Here is an 18,624-nt window from a genome sequence, read left to right as displayed (position 1 = left end):
TCAGCCAGCCTTGAGCGGCTCCGGCCCGAACACCGTCTCCGGGCGTTCGTAGGACAGTCGCACGCTGTCGCGGCCGTTCTTCTTGGCCTTGTAGAGCGCCTCGTCGGCCCGGCGCATCAAGGGCTCCAGCGTCTCGTCGCCGCTGCGGGCGGCCACGCCAAAGCTGGCGGTGACCTTGGTACCGGCGGGAAGCCCGTCGACGCCGCCGGCCGAATAGAGTGTGCGCACCGCCTCGGCGAAAAGGCGCGCGGCGGCGAGATCCGTCAGCGGCAGGAGCACGGCGAATTCCTCGCCGCCGATGCGCCCAGCGGCACCCCGGGCCCCCGTGGCCGAGCGCAGCTTGGCGGCGAAGTCCGCAATCACGCGGTCGCCTGCGGCGTGCCCGTGCACGTCGTTGAGGGCCTTGAAATGGTCGAGATCGGCCAGCACCAGCGCCACCGGGAATTTGGCGATGGCGCAACGCTGCAGCAGCATGGCGGCGCGTTCCTCGAAACCTCGGCGGTTGAGCAGTCCCGACAGCGGGTCGGTAAAGGTTTCCGTCTTCAGCGCCTTCATCACGTCGAGCGCCGCGGCGGTGAAGAGGCAAAGCGCGATCAGCAGGGACAGCAGCGCGTGCGACAACAGCGCCGTCGTCCAGTAGGACGATCCGTAGAAGCCGTCATAGCTGACGAATGGCCCGTGCGCGATGATGACCGCCAGCGTGCGCACGAAGAAATTGACGCCGGACAGCAGCGACAGCACGAACAGGATCATCTCCGTCGGGCCATTGTTGCGCACCGGGCGCAGCTCGGCGGCGACCAGCAGGCTGATGCCGCCGAAGGCGAAATTAATCGCCAGGATGCGCCAGGTGAGATCCGGCGTGACGAAAAGGAACCACGCGAACGCCGCAAGGCCGCCGCTCGCCAGAACGGCGATCCCGACAGCGGGCACCTTCCTGCCGTAGCGGGCGATGATGGCGCCGGACAGGCAGCAGGCGGCGATGGTGAAGCAGATGTTCGACACCAGCTTGGTCAGCGCAACGCCGATCGGCAAGGTGAAATACTGGAACAGGAAGCCTGGCGCTGAGACGCAGTAGCTCACGGCCAGCACTGCCAGATAGGGCCGATGGCGCTGATAAAACCACAGCACGAGGAACGCCGCGCCGAGCGCCAGCGCGATCGTCGGATTGAGCAACGCTATGAACAGGCCCGTGTCCAAAGGACGGCGACTTCCCTTCGCTTGACGTCACGGAAGACCTTAGAGAGCAACACCAAACAAGCCGTTAAGCCTGCCTGTCGGCCTCGTATGCTTTGCGGGAACCCGGTGCTGTCGGAAGCGTTCCTGAATTCACAATCCAGGAGCAGGGCATGGCCGACACGATCACCTTGACCGACCACGATGCAATCCGTTCTTGGGCTGCCGGGCGCGCCGGCTTTCCGGCAATCGTCGACATATCGCCCGAGGCTGGAACGCAGCCCATGCTGAGGCTGGTCTTCGGTCAGCACGCCTATCAGGACCAGGACCAGCCGGAGCGGCCCGTCAATGCCGGCGGCTATGAGCTTGTCGAATGGGAGGAGTGGTTCAAGATCTTTGACGAAGAGCAGCTGGCGCTCGTGGTGGCGGCGGACGAACCCGGGCGCCGCGAGGAATTTCACGAATTCATACGGCGCGACAGGAAGGTCTGACCCGAACCCTCAAGGCTCGGGCCAGGCCCAGCCTGGCTTATTTCCAGTCGCGGATGTCGACGAAGTGGCCGGCAATCGCCGCCGCCGCCGCCATGGCCGGCGACACCAGATGGGTGCGGCCCTTGAAGCCCTGCCGACCCTCGAAATTGCGGTTCGAGGTCGAGGCGCAGCGTTCATGCGGCTTGAGCCGGTCGTCGTTCATGGCCAGGCACATGGAGCAGCCCGGCTCGCGCCAGTCGAAGCCGGCGGCGCGGAAGATCTTGTCCAGCCCCTCGGCTTCCGCCTGTTCCTTGACCAGGCCGGAGCCCGGCACGATCATGGCATCGACATGCGGGCTGACCGTCTTGCCTTCGACCACCTTGGCGACGGCGCGCAGATCCTCGATGCGGCCATTGGTGCAGGAGCCGATGAAGACGCGGTCGAGCGTGATGTCGGTGATCTTGGTGCCCGGCGTCAGCCCCATATAGTCGAGCGCGCGGATCTTTGAGGTGCGCTTGTTCTCGTCCGTGATCTCTTCCGGATTGGGGACGACGCCTTGCACCGAAACCACGTCCTCGGGCGAGGAGCCCCAGGAGACGATCGGCGGCAGCTTGGCCGCGTCGAGCACGATCACCTTGTCGAAATGCGCCCCTTCGTCCGACTGCAGCGTCTTCCAGTATTCGAGTGCCGCATCCCACGCAGCGCCCTTGGGCGCGCGCGGCTTGTCCTTGACGTAGGCGAAGGTCGTCTCGTCGGCGGCGATCAGGCCGGCGCGCGCGCCGCCTTCGATCGACATGTTGCAGATCGTCATGCGGCCTTCCATCGACAGCGCGCGGATCGCCTCGCCGGCATATTCGATGACGTAGCCGGTGCCGCCGGCGGTGCCGATCTCGCCGATGATGGCAAGGATGATGTCCTTGGCTGTGACGCCTTCCGGCAGCACGCCGTCGACGCGCACCAGCATGTTCTTGGCCTTGCGCTGGATCAGCGTTTGCGTCGCCAGCACGTGCTCGACCTCGGACGTGCCGATGCCATGCGCCAATGCTCCAAAAGCACCGTGCGTGGAGGTGTGGCTGTCGCCGCAGACGATGGTCATGCCGGGCAGCGTAAAGCCCTGCTCGGGACCGATGATGTGGACGATGCCCTGGCGGATATCGTTCTCGGAATAGTATTCGACGCCGAAATCCCTGGCATTCCTGGCCAGCGCCTCGACCTGGATGCGGCTTTCCTCGTTCTTGATGCCGAACTTGCGCTCGGGCGAGGTCGAGACATTGTGATCGACCACGGCCAGCGTCTTTTCAGGATGGCGGACTTTTCGGCCGCTCATGCGCAGGCCTTCGAAGGCCTGCGGGCTGGTCACTTCATGGACGAGGTGGCGGTCGATGTAGAGCAGGCAGGTGCCGTCGTCCTGGCGGTCGACGACATGGTCGTCGAAAATCTTGTCGTAGAGGGTGCGCGGTGCGCTCATGTGCGTAAATCCGTCGATATGAGAATGGGAAAGAGCTGATGCCGCAAGCGCGCGGCCGACCGTCAGGGATCAGCGAAGTCGGCTGGTGAGGGCGCCGGACACGCGCGCGGAAAAGCGCGACGGCAGGCGTTTTCTGTCCTGCAGCACGAATCCCTTGTAAGCCGGATCGCTAAAAAGCTCTTCCATGGCGGGGTAGATAGCAATGTTTTGGCTTTTCGGCAATTGCGGGGTGGCGCCAGCGCCTCTCCTCACAAAACCTCGAACACAAACGTTTTCACCAGCGCCTCCGGGTCGCCGATCGCATAGCAGCGAAACCATGGGCTCTCCTCGGCCAGCCGCCATTTGCCTGCCCGCGCAAGCGCGTCGAACACCGCCTGAAAACCGCCGCTCTCGAACACCTGGTCACGCACGGTGAAGATGGCGTGGCCGCCCTTTTTGGTGATGCGCACCAGTTCGTGCAGGGCCGACGCCGGGGCATGGCTGATGGTGAACACGCCGGTCGAGAAGAAGGCGCGGAAATGACCGTCCGGCCATGGCAGCGGCCCGCCCAGCATCGCCTGCTTCAGCTCGCCATAGGCATTGCGGCTGCCGGCGATCCTGAGCATGTCATCCGAGAGATCCAGCCCGGCAACGTCGCCGTAGCCCAGCGCCTTCAGCGACGGCCCCGACAGGCCGGTGCCGCAGCCGGCATCGAGCAGCGGCCCTTCGCCCACGGGCACATGGCGCGCCACCCAGGCGGTGATCAGGAACGGCAGGAGATAACCGAGCGTGGCGGTTTCGCTGTCATAGGTCGCGGCCCATGCGGCATAGGCCTGCGCCAGCGTTTCGGGCGTATCGGCCGTGTAGACCGAATCCAGTGCCGCGTTGGCCTTGTCGACGTTCATGGGCGAGCTCCTCTTCCGATACGCTGCCCGAGCGTAGCGCTGTCCTTGCCGAAAAACTATTCCTCGTGCTGGCGGCGCAAACGCCGCTCCAGCGCCCTGAGCGCCAGCGACAGGCCGACGGTGAGGATGAGATAGATATAGGCCGTTATCGAATAGGTCTCGAAGAAGCGGAACGAGCCGGCCGCATAGACCTTGCCCATCTGCGTGATGTCGGCGACGCCCAGCACCGAAACCAGCGAGGAATCCTTGACCAGGGCGACGAAATCATTGCCGAGCGGCGGCAGGATTGTGCGGATCGCCTGCGGGAACACGACCAACCGGAAGCGCTGCGCCCGCGTCAGCCCGAGCGCCTTCGCAGCCTCGATCTGGCCCTTCTCGACCGACTGGATGCCGGCCCGGAAAACCTCGGAGATGAAAGCCGAATAGCCGATGGTCAGCGCCATGATGGCGCGCCACAGCAACGACACGTCGCGCACCAGCAGCTCGCCGAGAATGCCGGCATTCTGCAGCGGCGCGGTCAGCGCGTTCCACGCCGCGACGAAGGCCGGCGCGCCGGCGAACGCGATCCAGAACAGCAGCACCAGGATCGGCACGCCACGGATGATCTCGACATAGAAGCGCGCGATCTGCCGCAGCCAGGTCGAGCCAGACAGGCCCATCAGCGCGATGCCGAGGCCGATCGCCGAGGCCAGCGCGAAGGCGACCACGGTGACGAAGACGGTGATGCCGATGCCCTTGGCGACGGTGGCGAAGACCTGGGCGTAGAGGTCGCTGGCGGCGATGGCGAGGGCGGCAGCCAAGGCAAGCACGGCGGCAACGGCGAGCCACCAGGGGAATTCGGATTTGGAGGTGGAGGGGGCTGCCATCAGGCGGCGGCGCAAAGAGTATCGAAAGACCGCGCCCAGGCGCCCCCCTCTGTCCTGCCGGACATCTCCCCCTCTAGGGGGGAGATCGGCAGTTCGATCGGCTTTCGCCAATTTTGGGCGATGCAAGATGTGCGGCGGCGCTGAGGCTGTCGATCTCCCCCCTTGAGGGGGAGATGCCCGGCAGGGCAGAGAGGGGGGCCTGGGCGCAATGTCAGCGCGATTTCGTGCACAGGCACTGCCGTCAACAACAGGACCTACTGCCCCATCTTGTAATCAAGGAACCACTTCTTGTTCAGTGCATCCAGCGTGCCATCCGCCTTGAGTGCCGCGATCGCCGCGTTGACCGGCTTCACCAGATCCGAACCCCTGGGGAAGATGAAGCCGAAATCCTCGGTGCCGAGCGGGCCGCCGATCAGCTTGAGCTTGCCCGCCGAAGCATCGACATAACCCTTGCCGGCGGTGCCGTCGGTCAGCACGACATCGACATCGCCGGATTTCAGCGCCTGCACCGTGGCCCCGAAGGTCTCGAACAGCTTGATGCGCGGGTTCTGTTCATTGCCGTCGAGTACGCTGTAGACGGCGGTGTAGAAAGGCGTCGTGCCCGCCTGCGCGCCGACCAGCCCGTCCTTGAAGGCGCCGAAGGTCTTGGCATCGGTGAAACGGCTTTCATCGCCGCGCACCAGCATGAACTGCTCCGAGCGCATATAGGGGTCGGAGAAGTCCACCTTCTGCTTGCGGTCATCCTTGATGGTGATGCCGGTCATGCCGATGTTGTACTGGTTGTCGGAAACCGCCTGGATCATCGCGTCCCAGGAGGTGTTCTGGTACTCGACCTTGAAATTGAGCCGCTTGGCGATCTCGTTCATCGCGTCATATTCCCAGCCGATCTGTTTTCCCGTCTTGGCATCGATGAACTGCAGCGGCGGATAGGCGTTTTCGGTCACCACCACGACTTGTCTGCCGCCGAGGTCGGGCAGCGCCTGCGCGAAGGCGGCAACGGGCGCCAGGACGAGAGCCAACAGGCCGGCCAGCAGCAATTTTGATTTTGTCATGACACACTCCCCGGAATGATTGGCCGCGCGATGCCGGCGCGGCAGAGAAATCCGGCGCCGACTTTAGCTTTCCGCAAGCGCCATGCAAGACGGGTCCACTGCGACGTTGCGCGTCACCGTGGATTCCCGTGCTTCCGGGAGGCGATTTTTGAGGACAGTCCTTGCCGCGATCAGTCTTGGTCGGTCGTGGCCTCGCGCAATCCTGAGACCAATCGGGTGAGCGTGCCGTGGAGTGCCTTGAGTTCGGCCCGCTCCAGGGGCATGCCGCAATCGAGCCCGGCCTGGACATCCGTCATGTTCGCGCGCAGGGCCTGGCCCTTGGCCGTCGGCTCGACCAGCACCCGGCGCTCGTCGGCGGCATCGCGCCGGCGGGTGACGAGCCCACCCGCTTCCATCCGCTTGAGCAGCGGCGTCAGCGTCGCTGAATCCAGGCCGAGCGCTTCGCCAAGGTCGCCCACCGTGCTTGGCGCGCGCTCCCACAGCGCCAGCATCGCCAGATATTGCGGATAGGTCAGGCCGAGCGGATCGAGCAACGGCCGGTAGAGCTTGGTCATCAGCCCGCTTGCCGAATAGAGCGCGAAGCACAGCTGCTGATCCAGCCTTGGCACGGGAAAAGCCCCGGCGGCCTCCGCCGGGACTTCTCTGGCTTCCGTTTCGACCTTTGTCGTCATGCGGCCTTTACCGAGAGCGCCACCTCGATATTACCCCTGATGGCGTTGGAATAGGGGCAAACCTGGTGCGCCGCCGATACAAGCGCTTCGGCCGCCGCCTGATCAAGGCCTTTCGTTTCCACCGCCAATGCGACGCCGAGCTTGAAGCCCTCGCCATCGGGAAGCAGGCTGACGGTGGAGGTTATCGCGGCATCCTGGAGCGGCAGCTTCTGCTTGCGCGCGACAAAACGGACGGCGCTTTCGAAGCAGGCGGCGTAGCCGATGGCGAAAAGCTGTTCGGGATTGGTGGCCCCACCCGGCCCGCCGAGCTCCTTGGGCATCGCCAGGTCGACCTTGAGCAGGCCGTCGCTGGTCTCGCCATGGCCGGCGCGGCCGCCGGTGACGTGAGCCTGTGTGGTGTAGAGTGCCATATCGTAGTCTCCAATTAATTTGTACACGATTATTTAATGTACAAGATAAAATGCGTCAAGCCTCCCGCTGCTGTGTTTTTCGCTATCTTAGACGATGGCGGGAACCCCCGACTTCGTCATCCTAGGGTGTAGCAGTCGCGAAGCGACGTCGCGGAAACCCTAGGATCCGTGCCGAGACGGTCAACCTAGCACAGCGGTTCGGAATGAGATCGCGGTCACCGAAGTCAGCTCTGCACCGTAGCGGCGCTCAGAAGTCGCGGCTTGGATCCCTTGGGCTGCGAAGCAGCTCCAAGGGTCTGCGCGCGTGGCTTCGCTCCTTGCTTCGCCCGTGGATGACGACACACGGCTGTCTCGGCCAATCGCCAAGGTTTCCGTGGACACCAAGAACCATGGCCGAATGCCGCCTTGGCTGTTCGCCAAAACGAAAAAAGGCGGCCGAAGCCGCCTTTTCAAAAACCTTCGGCGAAACCTTATTCGGCCGGAGTGGCTTCCGCGGCAGCCTTGGCTGCTGCTTCGGCCTCGGCGGCCGCCTTCTTCTCGGCGGCTTCCTTGGCGGCCGTCTCTGCGGCCAGCGCCTGGGCGGCGGCGACCTTCTCGGCCTCGATGCGGGCCTTCTCTGCGTTCAGCGCGTCGCGCTCCTCATCGTTGAGCTTGCGGGCGCGCACGCCGGTGTTTTCCGAGATACGGGCCGACTTGCCGCGACGATCGCGCAGGTAATAGAGCTTGGCGCGACGCACCTTGCCGCGGCGCACGATCTCGACGCCTTCGACCATCGGCGAATAGACCGGGAACACGCGCTCGACGCCTTCGCCGTAGGAGATCTTGCGGACGGTGAAATTTTCCTGGAAGCCGGAACCGGCGCGGGCGATGACGACGCCCTCATAAGCCTGGACGCGGGTGCGGGTGCCTTCGGTCACGCGGACCTGGACGCGCACCGTGTCGCCGGGCTGGAATTCGGGAAGCTTGCGCTTGGCTTCGATCTTGGCGGCCTGTTCGGCCTCGAGCTGACGGATGAGATCCATCTAAAAATCCACTTCTTGTTCTTCCGACAGTCAGAGCGCCCTACGCTTGCCTTGCAGTTCCAATGACCGCTCGGCTATGTCCTTTGTCTCCAAGACGTTTGTCTTTGAACATCGGGCAGGGGCGACTACACCGTCATTGTTGACGGGTCCGGAAGATTGTTCTTGCCGGTACGGGCGGGCACATACAGCTATTTCGGCGCTTTGTCACGCCTTGCCCATGCATTTTTTGCCGGCATGGCTCCCGGCATGGCACCATCGTAATCCTGCCGTGTCGGGTTGCGCCGGTCCGCCAAGCTTCCTAAGCCAGAGATAGCACACTTGTTCACGGCGGCCTTGCATGTCTGTCTTCAACGCCATCCTGCTCTTCCTGGCGGGCTTTCTGTCAGGCGCTGCCAACGCGGTCGCCGGGGGCGGAACCTTCATCACCTTCGGCGCCATGACATTGGTCGGCGTGCCGCCGATCGTCGCCAACGCCACCTCCTCGGTGACGCAGTTTCCGGGCTACATCACCTCGACGCTCGCCTACTCGGCCGACATCAGGCATTTCTGGCGCGGCGCCCTGCTGCTGTGCCTGATCTCGGCGGTCGGCGCGCTGGCCGGCGCGTTGATCCTGCTGGCGCTCGACAATCCGTCCTTTCGCGTCCTGGTGCCGTGGCTGCTCTTGGGCGCGACCGCTCTCTTCGCCGCCGGACCGTGGCTGAAACCGGCGCCGAAACCCGGACATGAAGCGGCCGTCGGCTCGCTCGCCGGTTCGCTGGCGCAGTTCGTCACCGCGATCTATGGCGGCTTCTTCGGCGCCGGCATGGGGGTGATGATGCTGGCGACCCTCGGCCTGACCCAGGCCGGCGACTACCACCGGCTGAACGCGCTGAAGAATATGCTGGCCGTGGTCATCGCCGCCGTCGCCATCATCGTCTTCGTATCCGGCGGCGTCGTCGCCTGGCCCCAGGCCATCGTCATGATCCCCGGCGGCGCGCTCGGGGGCTATGCCGGCGTCTGGATCGCCAAACGCGTACCGCAAAACGTGGTGCGCGGCTTCGTCATCGCCGTCGGCCTGTTTTTGGCTTTTTACTACTTCACCAAGGGCTGAGCGCTCAGCAGATCGGGCCGCCTCTCCTGCGTCAGCCGCTCCGACTGCTCCCGTCGCCAGGCGGCGATCTTCTTGTGATTGCCGGAGATCAGCACTTCGGGTATCTCCCGGCCCTCGAATTCCTGGGGCCGCGTATAGTGCGGATGTTCGAGCAGGCCGTTCTCGAAACTCTCTTCCTCGCCGGAGACGGCATTGCCCATCACGCCCGGCAACAGCCGCACCACCGCGTCGAGCAGCACGAGCGCCGCCGGCTCGCCACCTGAGAGGATGAAATCGCCAATCGAAACCTCTTCCAGCTTTCGCGCGTCGATCAGCCGTTGATCGACGCCTTCGAAGCGGCCGCACAGGATGACGGCGCCCGGCCCGGCGGCGAGTTCGCGCACGCGCGCCTGCGTCAGCGGTTTGCCGCGCGGGCTCATCAGCAGGCGGGGGCGCGCATCGCCCGGCGGCGAGGCGTGGTCGATCGCCCTGGCCAGCACATCGGCGCGCATCACCATGCCGGCGCCGCCGCCGGCTGGCGTGTCGTCGACGGTGCGGTGCCTGTCGGTAGCAAAGTCGCGGATCTGGATCGCATCAAGCGACCAGGTGCCGGCTTCGAGCGCCCGCCCGGCCAGCGACAGGCCGAGCGCGCCCGGAAACATCTCGGGATAGAGCGTCAGCACGCTTGCCGAAAAACTCACCGGTTGCCCCCGGCGTCGCGCGGTCCGCGCGGCCTGCCCTTCGGATCGAAATTGTCCTCGCTGGGTGCGGCGCCGTCCTCGTCCTCGACCAGCCCGGCCGCAACCGGGTCGACGCGGACAAAACCCTCGGCGATCGACACTTGCGGCACGGCGGCCTGCGTGAACGGGATCAGCACGCCCTTGCGCCCGGCGAGCGTCACATCGAGGATGTCGCCGCCTCCGAAATTGTGCACCGCGACGACCTTGCCGAGGACGGCGCCCGTATCGTCACGAACGTCGAGCCCGATCAGGTCGGCGTGGTAGAATTCATCCTCCTCGCCGTCATCGGGCAGCATCGACCGGTCGACGAACAGTTCGGTGCCGGCGAGCGCTTCGGCGGCGTTGCGGTCGATGACACCCTTAAAACGCACCACGACGACGGTGTTGGCGGGCCTTATATCCGTTATCTGGAAGGCACGGCCGTCCCTGGCATAGAGCGGCCCATAGTCGGCCAGCGCCATTGGCTCGCCGGTGAAGGTTTTTACCCGCAACTCGCCCTTGATGCCGTGGGCGGCGCCGATAACAGCCATCTGGACGGGATTCTGGGGTTTGCTCATCGGCGAAAAATCCTTTGGCCTGCTCTAGCGCCAGCCGGTTGTCATTTCAATGACGGGCTCTTCACCGCTTCCTAACCCGGCTGCCGGAAAATGGCGGCGAACCGGAACAGACGCCATGCCTGAATTCCTCATCCCGGCGAAACCCGATCTCCAGGGGGCGCGTGAAAACTGGCTGAAGATGCTGGCGCGCGAACGCCGGCTGTCGCCGGAAACCGTCGAGGCCTATGAGCGCGATTCGCGCCAGTTCCTGCATTTCCTCACCGGCCATCTCGGCGGGCCGCCCGGGATTTCCGATATTGCCGATCTGCGCCCGGCCGATCTGCGCGGCTTCCTCGCCGCGCGGCGTAACGCCGGTGCTGGCGCCCGCACGCTTGGCCGAGGTCTCGCCGGCATCCGTTCGCTGCTACGCTTTCTCGAACGTCGCGGCCTGGCCAATGCAGCGGGTGCCGCGGCCCTGCGCGCGCCACGCCAGCCCAAATCGCTGCCAAAACCGCTGACGGCGAGCGATGCCAGGCACGTGGTCTCCGTCGAAGGTCAGCTGGCCGAGGAACCCTGGATCGCGGCCCGCAACGCCGCCGTGCTGACACTGCTCTACGGCTCGGGCCTGCGCATCTCGGAGGCACTTGGCCTCAGCGCCGCCAATCTGGCCTCGGAGGCCGACACCGTGCTGCGCGTCACCGGCAAGGGCGGCAAGACGCGGCTGGTGCCGGTGCTGCCGGTGGCGCTCAGGGCGATCGCCGAATACCGCCGGCTCTGTCCCTACCATCTCGACCCGAAGGGGCTTTTGTTTCGCGGCGCGCGCGGCGGCCCGCTCAACCCGGCCATCATCCAGCGCGCCATGGTCAAACTGCGTTCGGCGCTCAATCTGCCCGACACGGCGACGCCGCATGCGCTGCGCCATTCCTTCGCCACCCATCTGCTCGGCCGCGGCGGCGATCTGCGCACCATCCAGGAACTCTTAGGCCACGCCAGCCTGTCGACGACGCAGATCTACACCGGCGTCGACACGGCGAGACTGCTGGAAATCTACGAATCGGCGCATCCAAGGGCGTGAACCCTTCAATTTCGCCGCACCAATTAACCGTTTTGCCGCTTTTCGATCCTAGAAAGGCATCATGAAACGCGTCATTACCATCGTCGACCGTGCGGCCTCCATCTCGCTGAAGCTGCTTGTCGCGCTCAACGTGCTGTTTTTCCTGTCCTTCCTTGCAGTTTTGCTGTTCGCGGCCGGCAGGGCGCATGCGGAAATCCCGACCTGCAGCGGCGCCGACATGCTGTCTGCCTTGCAGAAGGCAAGCCCTGCCACCTACGACAAGATCGAGGCGGAGGCCGCTGCCACGCTCAACGGCAAGGGCCTGTTGTGGAAGCTCGAAAAACCGGGCGAACAGCCATCCTATCTCTTCGGCACCATGCATATGACCGATCCGCGCGTCACCACGCTGCCGGCATACGCGCAGAAGGCCTTCGATGCCGCCGGCACCCTCATCATCGAGACCACCGACGTGCTCGACAAGCAGAAGATGATGTTGGCGATGCTGAAGGAGCCGGACCTGATGATGTTCACCGACTCCACGACGCTGTCGTCCTTGCTGTCGCCGCGGGACGCGGCGGCCATGAACGCCGCTCTCGACGCGCGCGGCATCCCGCCGGCAACGGTCGCCAAGATGAAGCCCTGGATGCTGTCGGCCATGATGGCGCTTCCGGCTTGCGAACTCGCCCGCCAGTCCGGCGGCGCGCCGGTGCTCGACGTCAAGCTGGCCGAGAGCGCCAAGGCTGCCGGCAAGCCGGTGGAAGGGCTGGAAACAGCCGAGAGCCAGTTGCGCGCCATGGCTTCGCTGCCGCTCGCCTTTCATATGAAGGGCCTGATCGACACGCTGAAGCTGGGCGACAAGGTCAACGACATCAACGAGACCATGATCCTGCTCTACCAGCGCGGCGACACCGGCATGTTCTGGCCGCTGTTCCGCGCCGCCATGCCCGACGAGCAGGAGGATCCGGCAGGCTATGCCGCCTTCGAGGAAACCATGATCACCAGCCGCAACAAGGTGATGGTCGATCATGCCGGGCCGATCCTGGCCAAGGGCAACGCCTTCATGGCGGTCGGCGCCCTGCATCTTCCCGGCCCGGAGGGACTGGTCGAGGATTTCCGCAAAGCCGGCTATACTGTCACGGCGGTCGGGCTTTAGCCCTATTTGATCAAGACCTGGGCCAGCATCGCCGGAACGATGATGCGGTGAAACGGCATGATGATGGCGAGATAGGCCCGCCCAAGCAGATTGTGCGTCTTCACGATCGTCGACGCGGCCACCTCCTGCCGGCCCGCGCCGAGGTCGTTCACCTCCACCAGGATGCGGAAATCGAGATGCCGGTCGTCCAGCCCAAGGACAACCCTGCCATCTGCCTGGCTGATAAGCGGAAATATGCCGATCCTGCTTTCCGGCGGCGCGTCGGGTTCCGCCCCCGTTTTCAACCCAAATGGCCTCACCGCGAGGTTGCGCAGCCGCGTCAGCCGGCCGACCCATCCCGGTGTTCGCCCCAGCACGCGTTCGGCCGCGCCAATAGCGGTCAGGGCAAGGCCATCGGTTGTCAGCGCGTATCGGTCGGTGAACTGAGCGCCGGCAAGAGTACCTTCGGGATCAGGAAAAGTCCGTGCAGTGGGCGTCATACCGGCAAATCCTTCGTGACCAACGATAGCATCGGCTGGTTCGGCTCGCTGCGTGGCGAAACGCCGCCTGGCCAACGCCTTCATGGCGGTCGGCGCGCTGCATCTTCCCGGTCCGGAGGGATCGGTCGAGGATTTCCGCAAAGCCGGCTATACTGTCACCGCCGTCAATTGAGTCGGATGGCAGCGGAGGCTCGCAAACGCCGCGTTTCCGGCGTTTTCGTCCGCTAGCGTGAAACCCATTCAACGGTTGCGCGTTGATGGCTGTTGATTGACCATTTTCATTTTCTCCGGAGGACACATTTATGACCAACACACCAAACCCAAACGATCCGTACAATTCGACCACCAATGCCCCTCGGCCGAGCGGCGGTGGCGGCAGCCCTTGGCTGATTGCGCTGGTCGTCGTTATTCTGGCTGTAGTCGCGTATTACGTTTTCGGAAGAAGCGGTGAGCATCCGGCACCCGCCGAGCCGCCAGCGGCCAGCACACCGGCCCCGGCGCCCGCGCCGGCTGAACCGATGAAGCCCGCCGAACCGGCACCCGCGCCTGCACCAGCACCCGCGCCGGCTCCTGCACCGGCGACACCGGCTCCTGCGCCGGCTCCTGCGCCGGCTCCTGCGCCGGCCCCAGCTCCCGCACCGGCCCAGTAATCCGGGCCACGGCTTTCAACGAAGAACGGCCCGCCTTCCGGCGGGCCGTTCCGTTTGGGCAGGCAAGGAGGCAATTCCCTCAGGGAAAGCTACGCGCTTTTCCGGGAAACCGTTTCACGGTTTTCCCGGATCGTTCTAAATATGGATCGGCTTGAAGAACGTCGCCAGCGCCGCTTCCTTCACCGCTTCCGACATCGTCGGATGCGCGTGGGTGGTGCGGGCGAGATCCTCCGACGAGCCGCCGAACTCCATCAGCACCGCCGCCTCGTGGATCATCTCGCCGGCGCCGAAGCCGACAATGTGGACGCCCAGTACACGATCGGTCGTCTTGTCGGCGAGTATCTTCACGAAGCCATCCGTGTGCAGCATGGCGCGCGCGCGGCCGTTGGCGGTGAAGGGGAATTTGCCGACCTTGTAGTCGATGCCGGCCTTCTTCAGCTCTTCCTCGGTCTTGCCGACCGAGGCGATTTCCGGGCTGGTGTAGACGACGCTCGGAATGACCTCGTAATTCACATGACCGGCCTGGCCGGCGATGGTTTCGGCCACCGCGACGCCCTCGTCCTCGGCCTTGTGCGCCAGCATCGGCCCCGCGATGACGTCGCCGATGGCATAGATGCCCGGCACGTTGGTCCGGAGATGCCCGTCGGTTTTGACGCGGCCGCGCTCGTCGACCTCGACGCCCGCTTCCTTGAGCCCGAGGTTGTCTGAAAAGGCGCGGCGTCCCGTCGAGATCAGCACCGCGTCCGCCTCGATGGTCTCGGCCGCGCCGCCCTTGACCGGCTCGAAGGTGACGGTCGCGCCGTTCTTGGCCTTGGCGACGCCGGTGACCTTGGCGCCGAGCTTGAACTCGAAGCCTTGCTTGGAGAGCAGCCGCTGGAACTGTTTCGACACCTCGCCGTCCATGCCGCCCAGGATCGTGTCGAGGAACTCGACCACCGTGACCTTGGCGCCAAGCCGTGCCCAGACCGAGCCGAGCTCGAGCCCGATGACGCCGCCACCGACCACCACCAGGTGGCCCGGCACCTTGTCCAGCGCCAGCGCGCCCGTCGACGACACGATGATTTTCTCGTCGATGTCGACCTTGACGCCTGGAATGCCGGCGACGTCCGAGCCGGTGGCGATGACGATGTTTTTGGTCTCTATCTCCTCGACCTTGCCGTCCTCGGAGGTCACCGAAACCTTACCGGCCGCGACCACCTTGCCGGTGCCGCGAAAACTGTCGATCTTGTTCTTCTTGAACAGGAAGGCGACGCCATTGACGTTGGACAACACCGTCGCGTCCTTGTGCGCCATCATCTTCTTCAGGTTGAGCTTGGGTGCCGGGATTTCGACGCCGAGCGTGTCGAAGGAATGGCCGGCCTCGGCGAACATTTCGGAGGCGTAGAGCAGCGCCTTGGACGGAATGCAGCCGATGTTGAGGCAGGTGCCGCCGAAGGTCGCGTTCTTCTCGACCACGGCGACCTTCAGCCCAAGCTGTGCCGCCTTGATGGCGCAGACATAGCCGCCCGGTCCCGATCCGATGATAACGACGTCATAAGCCATGATACTGTCCTTTTCGATTGGGGCTCAGCGGCCGCCGCTGACATTCAGGATCGCGCCCGTCGTATAGGACGCGGCGTCGGACAAAAGATAGAGAATCGCGCCCGCGACTTCATCCGCGGTGCCGGCTCTTTTCATCGGCAGCGTGTCCTGGATCAGCGCCACCCGGTCCGGCTGCCCGCCGGAAGCGTGGATATCGGTGTCGATGATGCCCGGCCGCACCGCGTTGACGCGGATGCCTTCGGACGCCACCTCGCGGGCAAGCCCGATGGTGAGGGTGTCGATGGCGCCCTTGGAAGCGGCATAGTCTACATAATTGTCCGGCGCGCCCAACACCGCCGCCGCCGAAGAGAGGTTGACGATCGATCCACCCGAACCGCCATGGCGCGTCGACATGCGCTTGACCGCTTCGCGGGCGCACAGGATCGACCCGACAACATTGATGCGCATCATCCGTTCGAGCCGCGCCGCGCTCATCTCGTCGACCCGCGCCTTGGCATCGACGATGCCGGCATTGTTGACGAAGGCGTCGAGCCGGCCATGGGTGCGGTCCACCGCCTCGAAGATGGCCAGGATGTCGGCCTCGCTGCCGACGTCGCCCTTCACGGCGAAAGCGTCGCCGCCGGCGGCCTTGATCTCGGCGACCAGCGCGTCGGCCGCCGCCCGGTTCGAGGCATAGTTGATTGCAACGCGATAGCCGGCCTGCGACCCCTGCCGACACACGGCCGCGCCGATGCCACGGCTGCCGCCGGTGACCAGCAGCACTTTTTGCGCGGCGCTCATTCCTGGCATCCCTTCATCGCGAACACATCCGACGGCACTTTCGAGAAGCCGCTGCCGCCATAGGCCGGGGATTGCCGGAGCACCGGCCCGAGATCGGGCAGGATCAGCGTCTTCGGCGCTTCGACGCCCTCGGCCGGCAGCAGCCCGACAGTCCCCTTGTCATCCGCCGTGTAGATGACGCCGTTCCACAGCGTGCAGGCGGCAAGCTCCTCGCCGGTGACGTCGCCCTCCGGACATTTGTACATCAGCGCGCCGTTCGGGCGCGCAACATCCTGGGTCCACATGACGACGCCGTTCAGAACCACATTGTTGTCGAGGATCAAGCGGAACGTATTGGTGACGGTGGCCGAGGTGCCCGTCGGAGTAAAGTCGATCTCGCTGCCGTTCTGTGCATCGCCATAGACCGAGAGTTCGATCGGGCAGGCGGCGCCTGCCGTAGAACACGTGACCCCGAAGGCCAGCAATCCAGCGAGACATCTGATGACGGGCGACAGGGCGCTTTGCATCAGGATAACCTACTTGCTCTCGCGGCCATCGGCGTTTTCCAGAACGCCAAAATCGGTCATCAGCAGCAGCGGCTCGCCGGCCGCGTCCAGCCCCCAGAACGATGGATAGAATCCGTCACCCCAGCCGCTCCAGAACATGGCGATGTTGAGCGGGTTGCCGGCAACCGGATGATGCATGACGAACCTGTCCTGGTTTGGCGCGAATTCGGCCGCCAGCACGTCGTCATAGTAATTCTGCTCGGCTTGGAGCTTGTCCTGCTCACCCGACATCAGCGCCATAGCCGTTTTGTCCATGAACGAGCCAAGGCCGGCATCGACGGGATACCCGAAGATCTCGTCGCCCTTCAAGGTCGATGCATCCTGGCCCGGCACTGTCGCCAGTTCCCAGCGAACCGGCGTGCCGGGCTTGAAGCGCAGCACCGAAATCCCGACGCGGCCCTGGGCTTCCAGCAGCGAAACCGGGTAGCTCCCCGGTTTGACCCTGCGGCTCAAGGCCGGCATCTCGGTACCGCTGATCAGAGGATCGCAGGCGATGATTTCACCGGTCGGCAACTCGAGTTCGCCGATCGGAGTTACGGTGATCTTCCGCTCTTCCAGTTGAGCATCGCTCAAAGCGAAAACGCCAAGATTGCTGCTCGCCTGCGAAGGATCCCATTGGGCGGCGGCCGTCGCCAGCGACGGAACGACGGCGGCGGCCAGGCCAACAGACCGCAGCATCCCACCGGCTCGCCGGCCCAGGCTGTAACCAAACTGCTCCAGCCAGCCGCTCATTGCGGGTCAGCTCCGATCACAGATCGAGCACCAGCCGTTCCGGATCCTCCAGGCTGTCCTTGACGCGGACCAGGAAGGTGACCGCTTCCTTGCCGTCGACGATGCGGTGATCGTAGGAGAGCGCCAGATACATCATCGGCCGGATCACGATCTGGCCGCCGACCACGACCGGCCGGTCCTGGATCTTGTGCATGCCGAGAATGCCCGACTGCGGCGCATTGAGGATCGGCGTCGACATCAGCGACCCGTAGACGCCGCCATTGGAGATGGTGAAGGTGCCGCCCTGCATATCGGCGACCGACAGCTTGCCGTCGCGCGCGGCGATGCCCAGCCGGCCGATCTCCTTCTCGATCTCGGCGATGGACATCTGGTCGGCATCACGCACGACCGGAACCACGAGCCCCTTTTCGGTGCCGACGGCGACGCCGATATGGGCATAGTTCTTGAAGATAATATCGGTGCCGTCGATCTCGGCATTGACCGAGGGGATTTCCTTCAAGGCATGCGTCACGGCCTTGGTGAAAAAGCCCATGAAGCCGAGCTTCACGCCATGCTTCTTCTCGAACACGTCCTTGTACTTGGTCCGCAGCGCCATCACCGACGACATGTCCACTTCATTGAAGGTGGTCAGCATGGCGGCGGTCGACTGCGCTTCCTTCAGCCGGCGCGCGATGGTCTGGCGCAGCTTGGTCATGCGCACGCGCTCTTCACGGGAAGCGTCGTCGCCGGACGACGGCGCCCGCACGGCAACCGGTGCCGGCGCTGCCTTTGGCGTTTCGGCAGGCTGCGACGGCGCGCCCTTGGAGATGGCGTCGAGCACGTCGCCTTTCAGCACCTGGCCGCGCTTGCCCGAGCCGGAAAGCTGGTCGACCGACAGATTGTTCTCGGCGATCAGTTTTGCCGCCGCCGGCGCCGGCGGCATGGTGCGCGGCTCGACCGCGCCGGCATCGCCCGCGACCTTGGCGGTCTCTGCCGCGGCCTGCTTGGTGGTCTGCGCCGCGTCGGGGCTGGAAGCCTGCGCCACCGCCTGCGGCTTGGTCGCGGGAGCAGCCGCGCCACCGCCCGAAATCGAACCCAACAGCGCGCCGACGCCAACGGTCTCGCCTTCGTTGACTGTGATTTCGCCGAGCGTGCCGGAGGCGGCGGCGGGCACCTCCACCGTCACCTTGTCGGTCTCGAGCTCGACCAGCGGCTCGTCGGCGGCAATGGCATCGCCGACCTTCTTGAACCATTTGCCGACGGTCGCTTCGGTGACGGATTCGCCCAGGGTGGGGACGCGGATTTCGGTAGCCATTGTGCCTGTCCGTTCTTTCGGTTCAGTTCTATTC

At 64.8% G+C, this 18,624-nt stretch carries 20 protein-coding genes and 1 pseudogene; 5 read left to right on the top strand and 16 right to left on the bottom strand.

The genetic code is table 11. The features are described 5' to 3' along the window. Nucleotides 1-1,197 (bottom strand): sensor domain-containing diguanylate cyclase, encoded by a 1,197-nt coding sequence (locus LB564_RS09895; protein ID WP_224537153.1) that lies wholly within the window; start codon nucleotides 1,195-1,197, stop codon nucleotides 1-3. Between the two features lie 149 nt (nucleotides 1,198-1,346). On the opposite strand from LB564_RS09895, the gene LB564_RS09890 reads away from it, so the two are divergent. After that, nucleotides 1,347-1,664, top strand: coding sequence for a hypothetical protein (locus LB564_RS09890; RefSeq protein WP_224537151.1), 318 nt, complete (start codon nucleotides 1,347-1,349; stop codon nucleotides 1,662-1,664). Nucleotides 1,665-1,701: 37 nt separating this feature from the next. Here the strand turns inward: LB564_RS09890 and leuC are convergent, their stop codons facing one another. The 7 genes from leuC to rplS form a co-directional block, all read right to left on the bottom strand. Beyond that, nucleotides 1,702-3,111: a 3-isopropylmalate dehydratase large subunit gene (leuC, locus tag LB564_RS09885; protein ID WP_140710193.1), complete on the bottom strand. Its 1,410-nt coding sequence runs from the start codon at nucleotides 3,109-3,111 to the stop codon at nucleotides 1,702-1,704. A gap of 248 nt (nucleotides 3,112-3,359) precedes the next feature. Further along, nucleotides 3,360-3,995 carry a class I SAM-dependent DNA methyltransferase gene (locus tag LB564_RS09880; protein ID WP_224537149.1) on the bottom strand — a complete coding sequence of 212 codons (636 nt, stop codon included), beginning with the start codon at nucleotides 3,993-3,995 and terminating at the stop codon, nucleotides 3,360-3,362. A gap of 56 nt (nucleotides 3,996-4,051) precedes the next feature. Continuing rightward, entirely contained in the window at nucleotides 4,052-4,861 is an 810-nt protein-coding gene (locus tag LB564_RS09875; RefSeq protein WP_224537147.1) for an amino acid ABC transporter permease, read from the bottom strand. A gap of 254 nt (nucleotides 4,862-5,115) precedes the next feature. Next, on the bottom strand, nucleotides 5,116-5,913 hold the full coding sequence (locus tag LB564_RS09870) for a transporter substrate-binding domain-containing protein (protein WP_140710199.1): 798 nt from the start codon (nucleotides 5,911-5,913) through the stop codon (nucleotides 5,116-5,118). A 170-nt stretch (nucleotides 5,914-6,083) separates the two neighbouring features. Then, a complete protein-coding gene (locus LB564_RS09865) occupies nucleotides 6,084-6,584 on the bottom strand; it encodes a MarR family winged helix-turn-helix transcriptional regulator (protein WP_224537144.1) in 501 nt (166 codons plus the stop codon). Next, nucleotides 6,581-6,994, bottom strand: coding sequence for an organic hydroperoxide resistance protein (locus LB564_RS09860; protein ID WP_224537142.1), 414 nt, complete (start codon nucleotides 6,992-6,994; stop codon nucleotides 6,581-6,583). The genes LB564_RS09865 and LB564_RS09860 overlap by 4 nt, the downstream gene beginning before the upstream one ends. 470 nt (nucleotides 6,995-7,464) lie before the next feature. Beyond that, a complete protein-coding gene (rplS, locus tag LB564_RS09855; protein WP_013892267.1) occupies nucleotides 7,465-8,016 on the bottom strand; it encodes a 50S ribosomal protein L19 in 552 nt (183 codons plus the stop codon). 337 nt (nucleotides 8,017-8,353) lie between these two features. On the opposite strand from rplS, the gene LB564_RS09850 reads away from it, so the two are divergent. Further along, complete coding sequence (locus tag LB564_RS09850) at nucleotides 8,354-9,106, top strand: sulfite exporter TauE/SafE family protein (RefSeq protein WP_224537139.1); 753 nt, start codon at nucleotides 8,354-8,356, stop codon at nucleotides 9,104-9,106. Here the strand turns inward: LB564_RS09850 and trmD are convergent. Both trmD and rimM read right to left on the bottom strand, forming a co-directional pair. Further along, nucleotides 9,088-9,786, bottom strand: coding sequence for a tRNA (guanosine(37)-N1)-methyltransferase TrmD (gene trmD, locus LB564_RS09845; protein WP_140710207.1), 699 nt, complete (start codon nucleotides 9,784-9,786; stop codon nucleotides 9,088-9,090). The two genes, LB564_RS09850 and trmD, sit on opposite strands and share 19 nt — an antisense overlap. Further along, nucleotides 9,783-10,382, bottom strand: a complete 600-nt coding sequence (gene rimM / locus LB564_RS09840) for a ribosome maturation factor RimM (RefSeq protein WP_224537137.1) — start codon at nucleotides 10,380-10,382, stop codon at nucleotides 9,783-9,785. Before rimM ends, trmD begins: the two co-directional genes overlap by 4 nt. A gap of 115 nt (nucleotides 10,383-10,497) precedes the next feature. Between rimM and LB564_RS09835 the strand changes: the two genes are divergently transcribed. Together LB564_RS09835 and LB564_RS09830 are read left to right on the top strand one after the other, a co-directional pair. Next, entirely contained in the window at nucleotides 10,498-11,436 is a 939-nt protein-coding gene (locus tag LB564_RS09835; protein ID WP_224537134.1) for a tyrosine recombinase XerC, read from the top strand. 61 nt (nucleotides 11,437-11,497) lie between these two features. After that, on the top strand, nucleotides 11,498-12,568 hold the full coding sequence (locus LB564_RS09830; protein ID WP_224537132.1) for a TraB/GumN family protein: 1,071 nt from the start codon (nucleotides 11,498-11,500) through the stop codon (nucleotides 12,566-12,568). Nucleotides 12,569-12,570: 2 nt separating this feature from the next. On the opposite strand, the gene LB564_RS09825 is transcribed toward LB564_RS09830, so the two are convergent. Then, nucleotides 12,571-13,047 carry a DUF2867 domain-containing protein gene (locus LB564_RS09825; RefSeq protein WP_224537130.1) on the bottom strand — a complete coding sequence of 159 codons (477 nt, stop codon included), beginning with the start codon at nucleotides 13,045-13,047 and terminating at the stop codon, nucleotides 12,571-12,573. Nucleotides 13,048-13,120: 73 nt separating this feature from the next. On the opposite strand from LB564_RS09825, the pseudogene LB564_RS09820 reads away from it, so the two are divergent. Beyond that, a pseudogene (locus LB564_RS09820) lies at nucleotides 13,121-13,219 on the top strand (TraB/GumN family protein); the annotation flags it as partial. A gap of 613 nt (nucleotides 13,220-13,832) precedes the next feature. Here LB564_RS09820 and lpdA read toward each other — a convergent pair. The 5 genes from lpdA to odhB all read right to left on the bottom strand — a co-directional run bounded on the left by lpdA (nucleotide 13,833) and on the right by odhB (nucleotide 18,590). After that, entirely contained in the window at nucleotides 13,833-15,239 is a 1,407-nt protein-coding gene (gene lpdA, locus LB564_RS09815) for a dihydrolipoyl dehydrogenase (RefSeq protein WP_224537126.1), read from the bottom strand. A gap of 24 nt (nucleotides 15,240-15,263) precedes the next feature. Continuing rightward, entirely contained in the window at nucleotides 15,264-16,019 is a 756-nt protein-coding gene (locus LB564_RS09810) for an SDR family oxidoreductase (protein WP_224537123.1), read from the bottom strand. Continuing rightward, complete coding sequence (locus tag LB564_RS09805; RefSeq protein ID WP_224537121.1) at nucleotides 16,016-16,525, bottom strand: hypothetical protein; 510 nt, start codon at nucleotides 16,523-16,525, stop codon at nucleotides 16,016-16,018. Before LB564_RS09805 ends, LB564_RS09810 begins: the two co-directional genes overlap by 4 nt. A gap of 9 nt (nucleotides 16,526-16,534) precedes the next feature. Further along, nucleotides 16,535-17,242, bottom strand: coding sequence for a DUF4241 domain-containing protein (locus LB564_RS09800; protein ID WP_411910150.1), 708 nt, complete (start codon nucleotides 17,240-17,242; stop codon nucleotides 16,535-16,537). A gap of 70 nt (nucleotides 17,243-17,312) precedes the next feature. After that, nucleotides 17,313-18,590 (bottom strand): 2-oxoglutarate dehydrogenase complex dihydrolipoyllysine-residue succinyltransferase, encoded by a 1,278-nt coding sequence (gene odhB, locus LB564_RS09795; protein WP_224537119.1) that lies wholly within the window; start codon nucleotides 18,588-18,590, stop codon nucleotides 17,313-17,315. Nucleotides 18,591-18,624: the final 34 nt, after the last annotated feature.

It is taken from the genome of Mesorhizobium sp. ES1-6, from assembly GCF_020164775.1.
Taxonomy (GTDB): Bacteria; Pseudomonadota; Alphaproteobacteria; order Rhizobiales; family Rhizobiaceae; genus Mesorhizobium.
This window is presented reverse-complemented; position numbering and strand designations above follow the sequence as displayed.

Bases quoted from the DNA above. Each gene is read 5' to 3' on its own strand.
- LB564_RS09830 (WP_224537132.1), top strand. From the start codon at position 11,498: ATGAAACGCGTCATTACCATCGTCGACCGTGCGGCCTCCATCTCGCTG.
- LB564_RS09890 (WP_224537151.1), top strand. From the start codon at position 1,347: ATGGCCGACACGATCACCTTGACCGACCACGATGCAATCCGTTCTTGG.
- LB564_RS09850 (WP_224537139.1), top strand. From the start codon at position 8,354: ATGTCTGTCTTCAACGCCATCCTGCTCTTCCTGGCGGGCTTTCTGTCA.
- LB564_RS09810 (WP_224537123.1), bottom strand. From the start codon at position 16,019: ATGAGCGCCGCGCAAAAAGTGCTGCTGGTCACCGGCGGCAGCCGTGGC.
- LB564_RS09805 (WP_224537121.1), bottom strand. From the start codon at position 16,525: ATGCAAAGCGCCCTGTCGCCCGTCATCAGATGTCTCGCTGGATTGCTG.
- lpdA (WP_224537126.1), bottom strand. From the start codon at position 15,239: ATGGCTTATGACGTCGTTATCATCGGATCGGGACCGGGCGGCTATGTC.
- LB564_RS09835 (WP_224537134.1), top strand. From the start codon at position 10,498: ATGCCTGAATTCCTCATCCCGGCGAAACCCGATCTCCAGGGGGCGCGT.
- odhB (WP_224537119.1), bottom strand. From the start codon at position 18,590: ATGGCTACCGAAATCCGCGTCCCCACCCTGGGCGAATCCGTCACCGAA.
- LB564_RS09875 (WP_224537147.1), bottom strand. From the start codon at position 4,861: ATGGCAGCCCCCTCCACCTCCAAATCCGAATTCCCCTGGTGGCTCGCC.
- LB564_RS09800 (WP_411910150.1), bottom strand. From the start codon at position 17,242: ATGCTGCGGTCTGTTGGCCTGGCCGCCGCCGTCGTTCCGTCGCTGGCG.
- LB564_RS09825 (WP_224537130.1), bottom strand. From the start codon at position 13,047: ATGACGCCCACTGCACGGACTTTTCCTGATCCCGAAGGTACTCTTGCC.
- LB564_RS09865 (WP_224537144.1), bottom strand. From the start codon at position 6,584: ATGACGACAAAGGTCGAAACGGAAGCCAGAGAAGTCCCGGCGGAGGCC.
- rplS (WP_013892267.1), bottom strand. From the start codon at position 8,016: ATGGATCTCATCCGTCAGCTCGAGGCCGAACAGGCCGCCAAGATCGAA.
- LB564_RS09880 (WP_224537149.1), bottom strand. From the start codon at position 3,995: ATGAACGTCGACAAGGCCAACGCGGCACTGGATTCGGTCTACACGGCC.
- LB564_RS09860 (WP_224537142.1), bottom strand. From the start codon at position 6,994: ATGGCACTCTACACCACACAGGCTCACGTCACCGGCGGCCGCGCCGGC.
- leuC (WP_140710193.1), bottom strand. From the start codon at position 3,111: ATGAGCGCACCGCGCACCCTCTACGACAAGATTTTCGACGACCATGTC.
- rimM (WP_224537137.1), bottom strand. From the start codon at position 10,382: ATGAGCAAACCCCAGAATCCCGTCCAGATGGCTGTTATCGGCGCCGCC.
- LB564_RS09870 (WP_140710199.1), bottom strand. From the start codon at position 5,913: ATGACAAAATCAAAATTGCTGCTGGCCGGCCTGTTGGCTCTCGTCCTG.